The organism is Kocuria subflava, from assembly GCF_012163155.1.
GTDB lineage: Bacteria > Actinomycetota > Actinomycetes > Actinomycetales > Micrococcaceae > Kocuria > Kocuria subflava.
The window spans coordinates 89,620-105,473 of the sequence record NZ_JAAVUN010000009.1 but is presented as its reverse complement, the minus strand read 5'-3'; the positions used below and the strand labels follow the sequence as shown (position 1 = coordinate 105,473).

Annotated in this window: 8 protein-coding genes and 1 pseudogene; 1 reads left to right on the top strand and 8 read right to left on the bottom strand. The window is 64.0% G+C overall.

Features of this window, described 5'->3' with window-relative positions:
- Window positions 1-71: 71 nt before the first annotated feature.
- Window positions 72-1,307, top strand: a pseudogene (locus GTW58_RS06395) (ISL3 family transposase); the annotation flags it as partial.
- A gap of 84 nt (window positions 1,308-1,391) precedes the next feature.
- Here the strand turns inward: GTW58_RS06395 and treZ are convergent.
- The 8 genes from treZ to GTW58_RS06355 all read right to left on the bottom strand — a co-directional run bounded on the left by treZ (window position 1,392) and on the right by GTW58_RS06355 (window position 15,657).
- The gene (treZ, locus tag GTW58_RS06390) at window positions 1,392-3,332 is read right to left on the bottom strand and encodes a malto-oligosyltrehalose trehalohydrolase (protein WP_119933515.1); all 1,941 of its coding nucleotides are present in this window, start codon (window positions 3,330-3,332) and stop codon (window positions 1,392-1,394) included.
- A gap of 79 nt (window positions 3,333-3,411) precedes the next feature.
- Window positions 3,412-5,880, bottom strand: a complete 2,469-nt coding sequence (treY, locus tag GTW58_RS06385) for a malto-oligosyltrehalose synthase (protein WP_047690722.1) — start codon at window positions 5,878-5,880, stop codon at window positions 3,412-3,414.
- Between the two features lie 89 nt (window positions 5,881-5,969).
- Window positions 5,970-8,165, bottom strand: a complete 2,196-nt coding sequence (gene glgX / locus GTW58_RS06380) for a glycogen debranching protein GlgX (RefSeq protein ID WP_047690724.1) — start codon at window positions 8,163-8,165, stop codon at window positions 5,970-5,972.
- 102 nt (window positions 8,166-8,267) lie between these two features.
- Window positions 8,268-9,899: an NAD(P)H-hydrate epimerase gene (locus GTW58_RS06375; RefSeq protein WP_119933514.1), complete on the bottom strand. Its 1,632-nt coding sequence runs from the start codon at window positions 9,897-9,899 to the stop codon at window positions 8,268-8,270.
- Window positions 9,896-10,288: a holo-ACP synthase gene (locus GTW58_RS06370; RefSeq protein ID WP_119933513.1), complete on the bottom strand. Its 393-nt coding sequence runs from the start codon at window positions 10,286-10,288 to the stop codon at window positions 9,896-9,898. Before GTW58_RS06370 ends, GTW58_RS06375 begins: the two co-directional genes overlap by 4 nt.
- A 95-nt stretch (window positions 10,289-10,383) precedes the next feature.
- Complete coding sequence (gene glmS / locus GTW58_RS06365) at window positions 10,384-12,258, bottom strand: glutamine--fructose-6-phosphate transaminase (isomerizing) (protein ID WP_119933512.1); 1,875 nt, start codon at window positions 12,256-12,258, stop codon at window positions 10,384-10,386.
- A gap of 178 nt (window positions 12,259-12,436) precedes the next feature.
- Window positions 12,437-13,579: a mannitol-1-phosphate 5-dehydrogenase gene (locus GTW58_RS06360; protein ID WP_119933511.1), complete on the bottom strand. Its 1,143-nt coding sequence runs from the start codon at window positions 13,577-13,579 to the stop codon at window positions 12,437-12,439.
- On the bottom strand, window positions 13,576-15,657 hold the full coding sequence (locus GTW58_RS06355; RefSeq protein ID WP_119933510.1) for a PTS mannitol transporter subunit IICBA: 2,082 nt from the start codon (window positions 15,655-15,657) through the stop codon (window positions 13,576-13,578). Before GTW58_RS06355 ends, GTW58_RS06360 begins: the two co-directional genes overlap by 4 nt.
- Window positions 15,658-15,854 lie beyond the last annotated feature (197 nt).

Below are 15,854 nucleotides of genomic sequence, written 5' to 3'. Positions count from 1 at the left end.
TCGGCAGTGCACCCATCAAATCGAAACCGACGACTCACAGAGCGACCGGACCGAATGAAGGGGGCGGCCCAGTCGGACAACACCTGGAACCCGACCGAGCGATGCTCCAATGCCGAGTCGTTGAACCAGACCAGTGGTGCCAGCACTGCGGATGTGAGGGGACGCCACGGGACACGGTGGTGCGCAGGCTCGCGCACGAACCCTTCGGACACCGACCCACGACGCTGCTGATCCGCGTGCGTCGTTACAAGTGCTCAGGATGCGGCCGGGTGTGGCGCCAGGACACGACCGCAGCGGCGCCGCCGCGGGCGAAGATCTCCCGCGGCGGTCTGCGATGGGGACTGGAAGGACTCGTGGTGGACCATCTGTCCATCTCCCGCGTCGCGGCAGGATTGGCCGTGTCATGGTCGGCCGCGAACGACGCGATCCTCGCTGAAGGCACACGACAACTGATCGATGACCCCCACCGCTTCGACGGTGTCACCACGATCGGTGTCGACGAGCACGTGTGGCGCCACACGAAGCGTGGCGACAAGTACGTGACCGTGATCATCGATCTGACCCCGGTGCGTGAGAAGGCCGGACCTGCCCGGCTGCTGGACATGGTCGAAGGCCGCTCCAAAGCAGTCTTCAAGCGGTGGCTGGCTGCACGCCCGCAGCAGTGGCAGAACGGGATCGAGGTCGTTGCGATGGACGGATTCACTGGGTTCAAGACCGCCGCCGCCGAAGAGCTTCCCGACGCTGCTCCGATCATGGATCCATTCCATGTGATCCGGCTTACCGGGGACGCGCTGGAGAACTGTCGGCGCCGTGTTCAGCGCGATGTGTTCGGTCGTCGGGGTAGGACTGGTGATCCGCTCTACCGGGTCCGCCGGACTCTGCTGACAGGAGCGGGTCTTCTCACCGAGAAGCAGCATGCGCGACTCGAGGAGGTGTTCGCCGACCAGCGCCATGTCGAGGTTGAAGCGACCTGGGGTGTGTATCAGGACATGATCACCGCGTATCGGGAGACGGACCGCGGGCTGGGGAGGTTCTTCCTGCAGCACACGATCGACCGGATTTCCGCGGGGGTGCCCGTGCAGCTGGTCGAGGTCCGCAAGCTCGCTCGTACGCTCAAGCAACGAGCCGCTGACGTCCTCGGCTCTTTCGATCGGCCCGGGACCAGCAACGGCCCGACGGAGGCGATCAATGGCCGACTCGAGCATCTGCGCGGGATCGCGCTTGGGTTCCGGAACCTGAGGCACTACATCGACAGGAGTCTGCTCGAAGCCGGCGGTTTCAGACCTCGACTACACCCTCGTTCATGAAGAGCCTCAAAACTCGCCCACTCCACACAGCACTGTGCCTGCGTACCCCCGTGGGCACGCAGGCACAGTGTCGCCACGTCTGGGTCACACGCGCAGCACCGCGGCTCCATAGGCCGGCAGATTCACGACGGCGCCGCCCAACTCACCGGCAGAGAGCTGGACATCACCGCTGGACCAGAGAGTCTGCGCTTGGGTGGAAATTTCGGCAGGAACCTTGGCTTCCGCATCGGAGAAGTTGAAGACCACGGCCACCCCGTTCAGCCCCTCACGAGGCTCCCCTTCGGCCACCCGTCCCAGCTCTCCGCGGTAGAGCACCAGCGTTCTGCTGGCCTCATCCGCAACAGCCCTGATGGAACGGAAATCCTGTTCGGTCAGCTCAGGCGTGGAGCGGCGCAACGCGATCAACTCGCCATAGGCGGTGTGCACCCGGGCGTGATCGGCGTCGTCGTCGCGTTCTGAGCGCTGCAGAACGGCCGAGTCAAAAGTGGCCGGGTCCTGGGGATCGGCGATCTCCGATTCCTGCCAGCCCATCCGCGCGAACTCGCCGATCCGTCCCTTGCGTACAGCCTCGGCAAGCTCTGGCTCCGGGTGGGAGGTGAAGAACGGCCACGGGGTGGAGGCGCCCCACTCCTCCCCCATGAACAGCATGGGGGTGAACGGCTGGGTCAGCAGCACGGCTGCCGAAAGCACCTGCTGGTCCGTGGAGAGGTACTGGGAGAAGCGGTCACCGGCAGCGCGGTTGCCCACTTGGTCATGGTTCATGATGTAGCTGACAAACTGCCACGGCTTGTGGGTGTCAGCATCCACCGGGTGCCCGTGTGAGCGGCCCCGGAAGGATGAGAACGAGCCATCGTGGTAGTAGCCCGCACGGTAGCTCTTGGCCAGGGAGGACAACCCGGCAAAGTCCTCGTAATAGCCCTGCTCCTCACCGGTCAGTGCCCAGTGAGCGGCGTGGTGCCAGTCATCCAGCCACTGGGCGTCCATGCCCAGACCGTTGTCAGCAACGGGTTCGATCATTCGGGGATCGTTCATGTCCGATTCCGCGATCAGGTAACTGGAGCGTCCCAACCGGGCGGCCGTCTGGTGCGCCACTTGGGACATCTCCTGCAGGATGTGCCGGGCCCGCTCGTCTTTGAGGGCGTGCACCGCATCCACGCGGAAACCATCCACGTGGTAGTCCTCCACCCACATGCGCACGTTGTCCAGGATCAGATCCCGCACCCCGTCCGAGCCCCAGGCATCCAGGTTGATCTGCTCACCCCAGGAGGAATTGCCGGCAGTGAAGATCTCCAGGAACTGCGGCAGGTAATTCCCGGAGGGGCCCAGGTGGTTGTAGACCACGTCCTGCACCACGGCCAGACCGCGGGCGTGACAGGCATCCACAAAGCGCTGGTAACCCAGAGGTCCGCCGTATTCCTCCTGGACGGTGTACCAGGCCACGCCGTCGTAACCCCAGTTGTAGTGCCCGTTGAAACCGTTGACGGGCAGCAGCTCAATGGTGTCCACGCCCAGCTCCACCAGCTCGTCCAGGTGCTCGATGGCAGCCTCGAACGTGCCTTCCGGGGTGAACGTCCCCACGTGCAGCTCGTAGAGGATCGCCCCCTCCAGTGGCTTGCCGTTCCACTGTCCGTCACTCCACTGGAACTCGTGGGCATCAAACGTGCAGGACAGATCGTGCACACCCTGCGGTTGGCGGGGGGAACGCGGATCCGGCAGCACCTCAGAGGTGATCTTCTGTTCCTTCTTGGTGCCCGGATCCTTGGTCTTGGACAGCACGTAGCCGTAGCGCACCGTGGTCTCCGGTACCTGGCCTGCCGCCGAGTCCGGCAGCGTCCACCATCCCTGCAGCCCGCGTTCACCGGTGCTGTAGAGCGGCTTGGGGTCCAGTCCCCGCGGGTGGTGGTCCTCCAGCTCCGTGGCGGGAATCATGGCAAAGTCCTGGCCATCAATGCGCACGGTCACCCCTGCAGCGTGCGGGGCGAACACATCAAAGCGGTCCAGGTGCCGGCGGCGGGTATCAGTCATGGTGCAATCAGCTTTCGCAGGTTGGCAGCGGTTCCCGCAGTGCGGGACGGTTTTTGGGATTGGTTGACGACGACGCCGCTCAGGCCCGGCGCAGCAAGGCCACCGGGAGCAGGTCCAAGATCTGGGCGACCTGGACCGTTCCCTCGAATCGGCCTCCGGTGAGTTCATCCACCCAAGCGCCCTCAGGCAGTTCCACGCTGGTCTCTGCCCAGCCGCCGGCTTGGGCCAGCCCCAGGGGAAGCCTGGTGACCAGGGTGATGGCGCCGCCGCGGTTGAAGGCGAACAGGTGGTCTGCTGCGGGGCCTTCGGCAGCAACAGGCGTGTAGTCCGTGAACAGCTCCGCATGGTCACGGCGTAGGCGCAGTGCTCGGGAGGTCACCAGCAACTTGGCGTCCCCGGAGTCATCCACTGCAGGCACTGAGTGGGCGCGGGCAATGCCCGGATCATCGCGCCGCGTGTCCACAGCCTCCAGGCGCTGCGCCAAGTCCTTGTAGTCCACGGGACGGCGGTTGTCCGGATCCACCAGGGCCGGGGCCCACAGCTCGCTGCCCTGGTACACATCCGGAACACCGGGCATGGTCAGCTGCACCAGCTTCTGGCTCAAGGCGTTGACGTATCCCGGGTGTTCGATCTTGCGGACCAGTCCTTCAAAAGCTCCACGGACGGAGGGCTCGTCCAGGACCACCTCAACAAACCGGGTCAGCTCTTGTTCAAAGTCCTCGGAACCGTCTACCCACGCTGTTGCGGTCTGTGCTTCCCGTGCGGCCTTGAGTGCGTAGTCCACAGCCCGCTCGCGTTCGATCGGCCAGGCCCCGGCCAGTGCCTGCAGTACCAGATTGGCCAGGGTGCGGTCGGCCAGCGGGCCCACCCCGGCCGCAGCGGCTTGTTTCTGAACGTAGGCCACGGTGGAAGCCCAGTCATTGGCAGCTTCAGCCAACACGGAGATCCGCGCGCGCACCGATTCGGAACGCTTGGTGTCGTGAGTGGACAGCGTGGTCATGGCCAGGGGTTCTTCCTGGTGGCGGCGCTGCATTTCCGCGTGCACGTCCGCCGGGCTCAGGGCAAAAACCGATGGATCCCCGCCCACCTCGGTCAGCGAGGTCAACCGGGAGAACCGGTAGAAAGCCGCGTCCTCCACGCCCTTGGCCATGACCATGCCGGAGGTCTGCTGGAAGCGCCGGGCCACCGGAGTCAGCTCCGATTCCAAGGCGTTGAGCCCCAGCACCGGGCCCAGTTGTGTAATTACAGGTTCAAGGTCGCCCCGCTGTGCGATGGCGCTCTGCAATGCGGCCTCCAGATGCTCCACACCGTCCGGCAGGTAGGTCCGGTAGACGTCAAAGTTCGCCAGGATCTCGCTGAGGGCATCCACCAGCTGATCGTGGCTGAACTCGGTCAGCGCCGACTCCCCGGCCGCCTCCCGTGCCAGGCGCTCCACCTCGGCATGCAGGGCGCCATCCACCACCGCGCGCTTGGTGCCGTGGATCATCCTCGCCCAGTTGCCCTCTTGCGTACCGTCTGCCGTGGACCCCTGACGGAGCGCAGCTTCCAGGGTGGTCAGCGGGTAGGCACCGGCGGGATCAACCAACAACCGATCCACAGTGCCCAGTGCGTCATAGCCCGTGGTCCCGGCCGTAGAGCCGTTTTCCAACCATTCGTGGGGCAGCTTTTCCCCCGGCTCCAAGATCTTTTCGATCAGCACGTAAGCCCCACCGGTGATGCCCTGCAGGTCCTTCAGGTAACGGCCCGGATCCCGCAAACCGTCCGGGTGGTCGATGCGCAGACCGTCCACCAGCTGGTCACCAAACCAACGCTTGATCTCCGTGTGGGACTCCTCCAGCACCTGGGGGTCCTCCACACGGATCCCGGCCAGCGTGGTGACGGTGAAGAAGCGCCGGTAGTTCAGCGCAGCATCCCCAGTGCGCCAGTTCACCAGCTGATAGTGCTGCCGCTCGTGGACCGCGGAAGCGTCCTCGGCCACGTTGCCGCTTTCATCCAGGGTGTACGTGCCATCGGCCAGCGGGTAGAGGTTGTCCCAATAGGCCAACACGGGCTCCCCGTCCTCAACACGGACCGTCAGATCAGACAGTGCCTGGTGAGCCTGACCGGGCACCGGGGCGCCGTCGTCGTCGGTGTCGTCTCCCAACACAGGGATCATGAGTTTGCCGCCAAAGGCCTCCCAGTCGACGTCAAAAGCGTCCGCATGCGGGGACCCCGCACCCTCCTTGAGCAGGGACCACCACCACGGGTTCTGCCGGGGTTCGGCCACACCCTGGTGATTGGGAACCACGTCCACAATCACGCCCATACCGGCCTGGTGCGCAGCCCGGCACAGGCGATCAAAAGCGTCCCGGCCACCGCGAGCACGGTCGATCACCGTGGGATCCACAACGTCGTACCCGTGCTGGGAACCCTCCGTGGACTGCAGAACCGGTGAGAGGTACAGCCAATCCACCCCCAGGTTGCGCAGGTACTCGATCTGCTCGGCCGCCTGGTCCAGGTCAAAGTCCTGGGTGATCTGCAAGCGATAGGTGGAAGCCGGGATACGCACGGTGGGACTCTCCTGTTAATGATGCTGTGAGGGGTGCTGATGGCCGTGTCCGCACCTGCGCCAACGGCAAATGCGGACACGGCACACAATCACTGGTCGGGCTGGGACTGTGCGGAGTAAGCAGCCACGGAGGCGGCCACGGACACGTCCGGCTCCTCCTCCGGCTCCTCCCACTGCCGCAGGACCACCACGGACTTGGCCTTCAGCGTGAAGACGGTCGAGTGCTCCAGCACGGAACCGTCCCCGTGCTCACCGGCGGTGTCCAGCACCTCCTCCCACTTGGTGCCGTAGGGGGCTGCGGGGACCGTGACCTCCACGTCCTCTGGTGAGGAGTTGAACCAGATGATGAAGTCCACATCCGTGATCTGACGTCCCCGGCGGTCCACACCGGAGATGCCGTGACCGTTGAGCCACATGCCCAGTGTCCGGGACAGGGGTTCATCCCAGTCACCCGGGGACATGGGGGTGCCGTCCTTGTCCAACCAGACAATGTCCGGCATGGGATCCCCTGCACGCAGCTCCCCCATTTCCACCGGACGGCCGTCAAAGAACTGGCCACGGCGGAACGTGGGGTGGTCCCGGCGCAGGTGGATCAGCGCAGAGGTGAACTCCATGAGCGGAGTGTCCGCAGTGTCCCAGTTGATCCAAGAGATCTCGTTGTCCTGGGCGTAGGTGTTGTTGTTGCCACCCTGGCTGCGGCCCAGCTCATCGCCGTGCAACAACATGGGCGTGCCCTGGGAGAGCATCAACGTGGCAATGAAGTTGCGCTGCTGACGCGCGCGCCAGGCCAACACCTCGGGGTCATCCGTGGGTCCTTCCACACCGCAGTTCCAGGAGCGGTTGTGGGACTCGCCGTCGTTGTTGTCCTCGCCGTTGGCGTCGTTGTGCTTGTCGTTGTAGGAGACCAGGTCCCGCAACGTGAAACCGTCGTGAGCGGTCACAAAGTTGATGGAGGCATACGGGCGGCGGCCGCTGTTCTCGTACAGATCAGCAGAACCCGTGATGCGGGAGGCGAACTCACCCAGGGTGGAGGGCTCACCGCGCCAGAAATCGCGCAGGACATCACGGTACTTACCGTTCCACTCGGTCCACTGGGGCGGGAAGTTGCCCACCTGGTAACCACCGGGGCCAACGTCCCAGGGCTCAGCAATCAGCTTGACCTGGGAGACGATCGGATCCTGCTGCACCAGCTCGAAGAAGGTGGAGAGTTTGTCCACGTCGTAGAACTCGCGGGCCAAGGTGGAGGCCAAGTCAAAGCGGAAGCCGTCCACGTGCATTTCCGTCACCCAGTAACGCAGGGAGTCCATGATCAGCTGCAGAGAGTGCGGGTGGCGCACGTTCAAGGAGTTACCGGTGCCCGTGTAGTCCATGTAGAACTTGGGATCGTCCTCCACCAGACGGTAGTAGGCATTGTTGTCGATCCCCCTCATGGACAGCGTGGGGCCCATGTGGTTGCCCTCAGCCGTGTGGTTGTAGACCACGTCCAGGATGACCTCGATGTCCGCACGGTGCAGGGCACGCACCATGGCCTTGAACTCCTGGACCTGGCCACCCAGCGTGGTGGAGGAGCTGTAGTCGTGGTGCGGGGCAAAGAAGCTGATGGTGTTGTAACCCCAGTAGTTGCGCAGGTCCTTTTCCAACAACGTGGAATCCTGCACGAACTCGTGCACGGGCATCAGTTCAATAGCCGTGATACCCAGCTTCTTCAGGTGGGAGATCACCGCGGGGTGAGCCACACCGGCGTAGGTGCCCTGCATGTTCTCCGGGACCTCAGGGTGCAGCTTGGTCAGACCCTTGACGTGGGCCTCGTAGATCACGGACTTGTGGTACTGACGCCCGGGAGAACGGTCGCCTTCCCAGTCGAAGTACGGATTGATGACCACGCCCTTCATCATCAGCTCGGCCGAGTCCTCCTGGTTGAAGGAGTCCTCGTCGCCAAAGTTGTAGGAGAACAGCGGCTGGCCCCACTCGCGGACAAAGCCGTCAACGGCCTTGGCGTAGGGGTCCAGCAGAAGCTTGGCGGGGTTGCAGCGGTGTCCGTTGGCCGGGTCCCAGGGACCGTGCACTCGGTACCCGTAGCGCTGACCGGGCTGGACCTCGGGGAGGAAGCAGTGCCACACGTAGCCGTCAACGGCGGTCAGTTCAATGCGAGTTTCGTTCTCGTCCTCGTCGAACAAGCACAACTCCACGCGATCTGCGACCTCGCTGAACAAGGCAAAGTTGGTTCCGGCGCCGTCGTAGGTTGCACCCAGGGGGTACGGGTTACCAGGCCATACTTCGGTCACGAATCAGTTCTCCTGTCAGGCGGGTGTGGGCATGGCCCAGTACAGACCACACGGGTTCGAGCTTACTAGCCCCACTCAGCCTCCAGTCCTAAGCACCCTGAGTTATGCCGAGGGAAAAGTCACGTCGCGGGTCAGAACCGCCCTGATGTGCTCCGGCAGACACGGTTGCGGTCCATGACCGGCCACCACAGAGGCCGAGGCGTGCAGGCCCGCTCCCACCGCGGCCACCAGGGCCCAGAGGTTCTCGGGCTGCAGCTGCTCCAGCAGCTGCCCACGCGCACCATCAGGCAGCGGACTGGCAGTCACCCACGCCTGGACTGCGGCCTGAAAGCCCTCCGGGCGGCCCTGTACGTGTGCAAGAAGTGTGCCCACGATTCCGGCCAGGCAGTCACCCGATCCCGCCGTGGACAACCACGAACTTCCGTGCGAAACCGTGAACACCGGGCCTGCACCGGGTGCGGCCACCACTGTGACAGCACCCTTGAGCAGCACGGTAGCTCCGGTGGCACGCGCTGCCTCCCGGACCCAGGTCAAAGGGGCCGCCTCGATCTGCCCACGAGTTGGTGCGGACTCGGTCCGCCCCCAGGCCTGGCACCACGTGAGCAGTTGCTCCAGCTCACCCGCATGCGGTGTGAGGATGTGGCGGGGCCCCAACGAACGATCCCCCAGCAGCTGACCCACCGGTTCAAAAGCACCGGCGTCCAGAACCGCCGGTTCATCCTGTTCCAGGACGGCACGGATGCGTGCACTCTGTTCCTGGTCCACAGCCCCGGGGCCGGCCACCCAGGCCTGGACGTGAACGTCCCCCGGATCATCCCCGCTGGAAACGACCTCCGGTGAGGTCAACGTGACCAACGTGCACGTTTCCGCATCCCCCAGATAGCGCACCATGCCCACACCGGCTGCCACAGCGGAACGGGTGCACAACAGTGCCGCCCCCGGATACTGGCGGCTGCCCGCCACCACACCCAGGACTCCGCGCGTGTACTTGTGGTCACCTGCCACCGGCCGTGGCCAAAACGCCTGAATGTCTTCCGGCTCGATCTGCACCACCTGGGGCGCGGGCAAGACGTCCTCGATCCCGATGGGCACCACCGTGACGTGGCCGCTGAGCTGCGAGCCGGGCGGCACCACGTGAGCCACTTTGGCCCCGCCGAAAGTCACCGTGTGATCGGCATTCAGCACCGTGCCCGGTGCATGTGCCGTGTCCGCTTCCACGCCAGAAACGACGTCGACCGCCACCACCGTAGGTCCTTGCCCCGCTGGCGCTGACGCACGGAGATCCAGAAGATCCGACACCAGCTCCTGGAACTCCCCGCGTAACCCACCGCGGGCCCCCGTGCCCAGCACTGCGTCCAGGACCAGGTCTGCTTCCCGGCACAACTGGGCTGCCTCAGCAACCCCCAGGTGGTTCAAGGAGTCAAACCGGGCACCTGCTGCCCGTGCTGCTTGCCCGCCCTGAGGATGGAGCGCATCACCGGTGGTGATCACGTGAACGGTGGTGCCGCGGCGTCGTAAATGGGCTGCCGCCCACAGGGCATCCCCGCCGTTGTTGCCGGTCCCCACCAGTGCCACCACGCGGGCGCCCATCACACCGACACCTGCGCGAAGCACCCTCACACATTCCAGCGCCAAGGCGTGTGCGGCCCGGCCCATGAGCGCGGGGCCGTCACCGTCCTCCAAGAATGGGCGTTCAGCATCTCTGATCTGCTGACCGGTCCAGGCGGCAATCATGCAGACTCCCCCTGTGCATCAGGCAAAGCGTCCACCGGAAAGCCTTCGGCCACGACGTAAGCCATGGCCATACCGCCGTCGTGAGACATGGACAGATGCCAACGGTCAATGCCTTGTTTGGCCGCCTCCGCAGCCACCGTGCCTTCCATGCGCAGCACCGGGGCACCCCACTCGGTCTTCTCAATCCAGCAGTGCTGCCAGATCATGCCCGGAGGTGCCTTCAAGGCCTTGGCAGTGGCCTCCTTGGCAGCAAATCGCGCGGCCAAGGACTGCACCGGGAGCTCACGTTCGGACGGCACGAACAGCCGCTCGATCAACCGGGGTGTGCGCTCCAACTGGCGTTCAAACCGTTGGATGTCCACCACGTCAATTCCGGTACCAATGATCATGCGGCCAGGGTACTGCCTGAGTCAGACACCCCGACCGCATGGTCATGAGCTCACCTGATCCCCTGCCGGACACAGGAATCAGTGGAAGCGAAAAGTCACTCCACCGTGACGGACTTGGCCAGGTTACGGGGCTGGTCGACGTCGTATCCCTTTGCCTCCGCCATGGCGCAGGCAAAGATCTGCAGCGGAACGGTGGCCAGCAAGGGCTGCAGCAGCGTGGGCGACTGCGGGATGCGGATGATGTGGTTGGCGTAGGCCTCAACAGCGGTGTCACCGTCTTCAGCAATCACAATGGTCTCGGCACCGCGAGCGCGGATCTCCTGGATGTTGGAGACCACCTTGGAGTGCAACGAGTTGCGGCCACGTGGGGAGGGAACCACCACGATCACCTTCTGGCCCGGTTCGATCAGAGCGATCGGACCGTGCTTGAGCTCGCCTGCGGCAAAGCCTTCAGCGTGGATGTAGGCGATCTCCTTGAGCTTCAGTGCACCTTCCAGAGCCACCGGGAAGCCCACGTGACGGCCCAGGAACAGCACGGATTCCGTGTTGCCCATCTCCGTGCCCATGGCCTTGATGGCATCAGCACCGTCGATCACGGTCTGGATCTTCTCCGGCATGGCCTGCAGCTCGCGCAGGACCTCACCGATCTCATCGGAGAACATGTTGCCGCGCAGCTGAGCCAGGTAGAGACCCAGTAGGTAGGCCGCGGTGATCTGCGCCAGGAAGGCCTTGGTGGAGGCCACGGCAATCTCCGGACCGGCGTGGGTGTAGAGATTGGCGTCGGACTCACGCGGGATGGAGGAGCCGTTGGTGTTGCAGATGGCAATCACCTTGGCACCCTGTTCCCGGGCGTGACGGATGGCCATGAGGGTGTCCATGGTCTCGCCGGACTGGGAGAGGGCAACCACCAGGGTCTTCTCGTTGACGATCGGATCCCGGTAGCGGAACTCGTGGGCCAGCTCCACCTCGGTGGGGATGCGGCACCAGTGTTCGATGGCGTAGCGGGCAACGTGACCGGCGTAGGCGGCGGTGCCGCAGGCGATCACCACAATCTTGTCCACCGAACGCAGCAGGGACTCGTCAATGCGCAATTCATCCAGGGTCAGCTGGCCGGTTTCATCCAGGCGGCCCAGGAGGGTGTCGTGGACGGCGGAGGGCTGGTCGTGGATCTCCTTCTCCATGAAGGAGTTGAATCCACCCTTTTCGGCTGCGGCTGCATCCCAGGTGACATCAAAGGGCTTGCCCTCAACCGGGTTGCCTTCAAAGTCGGTGATGGAGTAATCCGTGGCCGTGATGGTGACAATCTGGTTGTTATCCATCTCCACAGCACTCTTGGTGTGCTGGATGAACCCGGAGACGTCCGAACCCAGGAAGTTCTCGCCCTGGCCCAGGCCGATCACCAACGGGGAGTTGTAGCGGGCGGCCACAATTCGGTCGGCGTGATCGGCATGAACGGCCAGAAGGGTGAAAGCACCTGCCAACCGCTGTGCGGCCAGCTGCATGGCACGGCTGAGGTCCCGGCCGGCCTCCTTGTTGTAGAAGTCCCCCAGCAGAGTGGCGGCCACTTCAGTGTCAGTTTCGGAGACGAACGAGTAGCCCTTGGCGCTCAGCTCGTTCTTGAGCTCAGCGAAGTTCTCGATGATGCCGTTGTGCACCACGGCAAGCCGGCCGTTGTCCACCACGTGCGGGTGAGCGTTGGAGTCCGTGGGTCCACCGTGGGTTGCCCAACGGGTGTGGCCGATGCCCAGGACTGCGTTCGGCAGCGGGCTGACTTCCAGTTCCACGTCCAGGCTGGAGACCTTGCCCGCCTTTTTGCGGTAATCGACCTTGCCGTCTGCCACCACGGCCACACCGGCGGAGTCGTACCCGCGGTATTCCAGTCGGCGCAGGCCTTCCAGCACATAGTCCAGGGCATAAAGTTCACGGTCCGGCGTCTCGGGCAGACCCACATATCCAACGATTCCACACATGCGCTCAGCCTAACCCACCGGGGTCAGCGAAAACCGGCTGAGCTGCGCCACCGAGGAGTCATACCGGTCACGCCGCCAACGGGTGCGGAAGTAGTTCGCTTCAAGAAAAGGAAACCCCCGGCTCCACACAGGAGCCGGGGGTTTCGTGGGGTCAGAACTGCTGATCTGAGGCCGCGGATCAAACCGCGGTGAACACCTCCAACAGTTTGGGAAACAGCGGGTGATCCGCAGCCACTCCGGTCAGTTCCGTAACCAGTAGCTCCGTGGCCGCACCATCACCGCGGGATGCGGCCAGTTTGGTCTGGAGCTCTTGCGCCTCGGCATCATCAGCGACGTCGAAGCCCAGTGCGGCTCCCACTGCCGAGACCAATGCCGATGCGTCCATTCCGCGTTCGGCCAGTTCCGCTGCCGGGCCCACAAAACGCTCGTTGTGGGAGATCTTGCGCAACGGAGCTCGCCCAACCCGCTCCACCGTGTCCGGCAGGTGCGGGTTGGAGAAGCGGGTGAGGATCTTGTCCACGTAGGCCTGCTGGACCTCCGGGGCAAAGCCGAACTTCTCCACCAGCAGCGCCTTGGTTTCCCCCAGAACTGCTTCCACCTTGGCGCGCACCTGGGAGTCCTCCAGTGCATCCGAGATCTTGGAGATCCCGGCCTGGTAGCCAAAGTACGCGGTGGCAGCGTGGCCGGTGTTGACCGTGAACAGCTTGCGGGTGATGTAGGGAGCCAGATCCTCCACCCATGTGACACCAGGGATTTCCGGGCCGCTCTCACCGAAGGCCGGGGATTCCACGGCCCACTCGTAGTAGGTCTCCACGGTCACGTCCAGGCCCTGTCCGGGCGCCTGGTTGGGAACGATCCGGTCCACGGCGGTGTTGGCGAAAATCGCGATCTGGTCCACTTCCGGGTAAACCTCCCGGATGGACTCAGCCAGGCCATCGGTGGCGTTGATGGCGTTTTCACACGCCATCACGGCCACGGTGGACCCACCGGCTTCAGCCCGGGCACGCAGGCCCTCGGCCAAGGTCGGGGCAATGATCCGCAAGACCGTGGGGCCAACAGCCGTGGTGATCACATCAGCCGTCTTGATCTGCTCCAGCAAACCTTGCGGATCTGCCGCGGAGTTCACTCCGGAGAATCCGGTGACTGTCAGATCCCGCGCCTCGAACCCGACCTCGTGGACGGCGTAGGAGTCCTGGGCGTTGAGAGCATCGATCAGCGGTGCGGCCACATCGGCGAACACCAACTCGTAACCGGCCTCGTGCAGCAGAACACCTACGAATCCGCGGCCGATGTTGCCGGCGCCGAAGTGCAGGGCTTTCATCCATTCACCTTTCCGAAGATCTCCAAGATCTCCTCCGGAGTCTGTGCTGCCTCCAGTTGAGCAAGAGATTCCTTCTTGGAGAAGATCTTGGCGATCTTTGCCAGCAGACCCAGGTGCTGACCATCCGCACCGGCAATGCCGATCACGTACTTGACCTCCTGGCCACCCCAGTCCACCGGCTGTCCGTAGCGGATGAATGACATGGCGGAATCGTGGATGGCCGATTTGGCCTCGTTGGTGCCGTGCGGGATGGCCAAGCCGTTGCCCATGAACGTGGACACGGAGGACTCTCGCTCATGCATGGCGTTCACATACGCGCGGTCCACTGCACCGGTGTCCACCAGCAGGTCACCGGCCTGATCTATGGCCACACTACGGGAACCGGCCGAGGCATTTAGACGGATCGAGTCAACGGACAGGATCTGCTTGGAATCATCAGCGGCCGCGGTGTTCGACGACGACGACGTGGTGGTCGAGTCTGCGCCACTCGTTGCAGCGCCTGCTCCAAAGGTTGCAGAGTCCGCGCCAGTGGTTGCAGCGTGCCGACCCGTGGGAGCGGCGTCGCCGGCATGAGCGGAGGATCCTGCACCACCGGCAGAACCAGCCGCAGCAGTGGCACCGGCTCCTGCTGCAGCGGCAGCAGGTACGGCAGCGGAATCACCCGCACCGTCTGAACCGGGAGCACCACCCTCACGCTGTTCGCGGATCAGCTCCACGATTTCGTCGTAGCGGGGCGAACCCATGAAGTTGTCCACGGACACGTGCATGGCCGAGGGCGTGGGGGTCTGGGCGCGGTTGAGCAGGTCCTCGTGGACCACCACCAGGTCAAAGTCATCCCGCAGGTTGTTGATCGCGGAGTTGACCACGGAGACGTCGTTGCCGAAACCGGCGTCCTTGATCTTGTTGCGCAGCACAGAAGCACCCATGGCGGAGGATCCCATGCCGGCATCGCAGGCGAAGACGATCTTGGAGATGGTGTTCTGTGCAGCTGCTGCCCCACCGGTCAGGGCGGAGGACACGGAGGACTTCTTGCCCTTCATGCCTTCCATCTTGGCGGTGGCTGCAGCCATGTCGTCCTCGGTCTGCTTGGAGAAACGCAGGATCACGGAGGCCACGGCAAAGGAGACCGCTGTTGCGGCCAGCACACCCAGGATCACACCCACGTAGGAGTCGGTGGCGGTCTGAGCCAGGATGGCGATGATGGAGCCGGGGGCAGCCGGGGCACGCAGGCCGACGTCGAAGATCTGGAACACGGCAATGCCGGACATGCCACCGGCAATGGCGGCCAGGATCAGCTGGGGCTTCATCAACACGTACGGGAAGTAGATCTCGTGAATACCACCCACAAAGTGGATGATGGCAGCCCCGGGCGCGGTGGCGCGGGCGGTGCCGCGGCCAAAGACCATGTAAGCCAGCAGGATGCCCAGGCCGGGGCCGGGGTTGGCTTCCAGCAGGAACAGGATGGACTTGCCCTGCTCAAGTGCCTGGGCGCTGCCCAGCGGGGTGATCAGGCCATGGTTGATGGCGTTGTTCAGGAACAGCACCTTGGCAGGCTCAATGATCAGCGAGGTCAAGGGCAGCAGCCCGGTGTTGACCAGGAACTCCACGATCGCGCCGGCCACGCGGGTGAACAGGTTCATGACCGGGGTCAGCAAGAACATGGAGCCGATGGCGGCAATGGCTGCAAAAATACCGGCGGAGAAGTTGTTGACCAGCATCTCGAAGCCGGGGCGGATCTTGCCGTCCCACAGGGAGTCCAGCTTCTTCATGCACCATGCGGCCAGCGGGCCCATGATCATGGCACCCAGGAACATGGGGGATCCCGCACCGTCTTCCCCGATGAACACCGGCGACGACGTTCCCATGATCACGCCCATGGTGGAAATGGCACCCACCACACCACCACGGACGTCGTAGACCAACTTGCCCCCGGTGTAGGCGATCAACAGGGGCAACAGGTAGAAGACCATCGGTCCCACCAAGGTGCCGATGTGCTCGTTCGGGAAGAACCCGTCCGGAATGAACAGCGCAGTGATCAGACCCCAGGCAATGAACGCCGCGATGTTGGGCATGATCATGGAGGACAGGAATGTACCGAAGCGCTGGACGGCAACGCGTACGCCGCCCGTCTTCTCATCCCCCGTTTGTGGAGAAGTTGTAGTTGTCAAAGCATCCCTCTTTGGATCGCTCCGTGGATGGGGAATGAAGGAACCACAACTGCCTTCTCAGAATTGGCCGTTCCCTGCTACCCCGACGGACTGTGAGTGGTGACGGA

Coding starts and splice junctions, on each gene's coding strand:
- GTW58_RS06360 (WP_119933511.1), bottom strand. CDS start 13,579: ATGAAAGCCCTGCACTTCGGCGCCGGCAACATCGGCCGCGGATTCGTA.
- GTW58_RS06370 (WP_119933513.1), bottom strand. CDS start 10,288: ATGATCATTGGTACCGGAATTGACGTGGTGGACATCCAACGGTTTGAA.
- GTW58_RS06375 (WP_119933514.1), bottom strand. CDS start 9,899: ATGATTGCCGCCTGGACCGGTCAGCAGATCAGAGATGCTGAACGCCCA.
- GTW58_RS06355 (WP_119933510.1), bottom strand. CDS start 15,657: ATGATCATGCCCAACATCGCGGCGTTCATTGCCTGGGGTCTGATCACT.
- glmS (WP_119933512.1), bottom strand. CDS start 12,258: ATGTGTGGAATCGTTGGATATGTGGGTCTGCCCGAGACGCCGGACCGT.
- treZ (WP_119933515.1), bottom strand. CDS start 3,332: ATGACTGATACCCGCCGCCGGCACCTGGACCGCTTTGATGTGTTCGCC.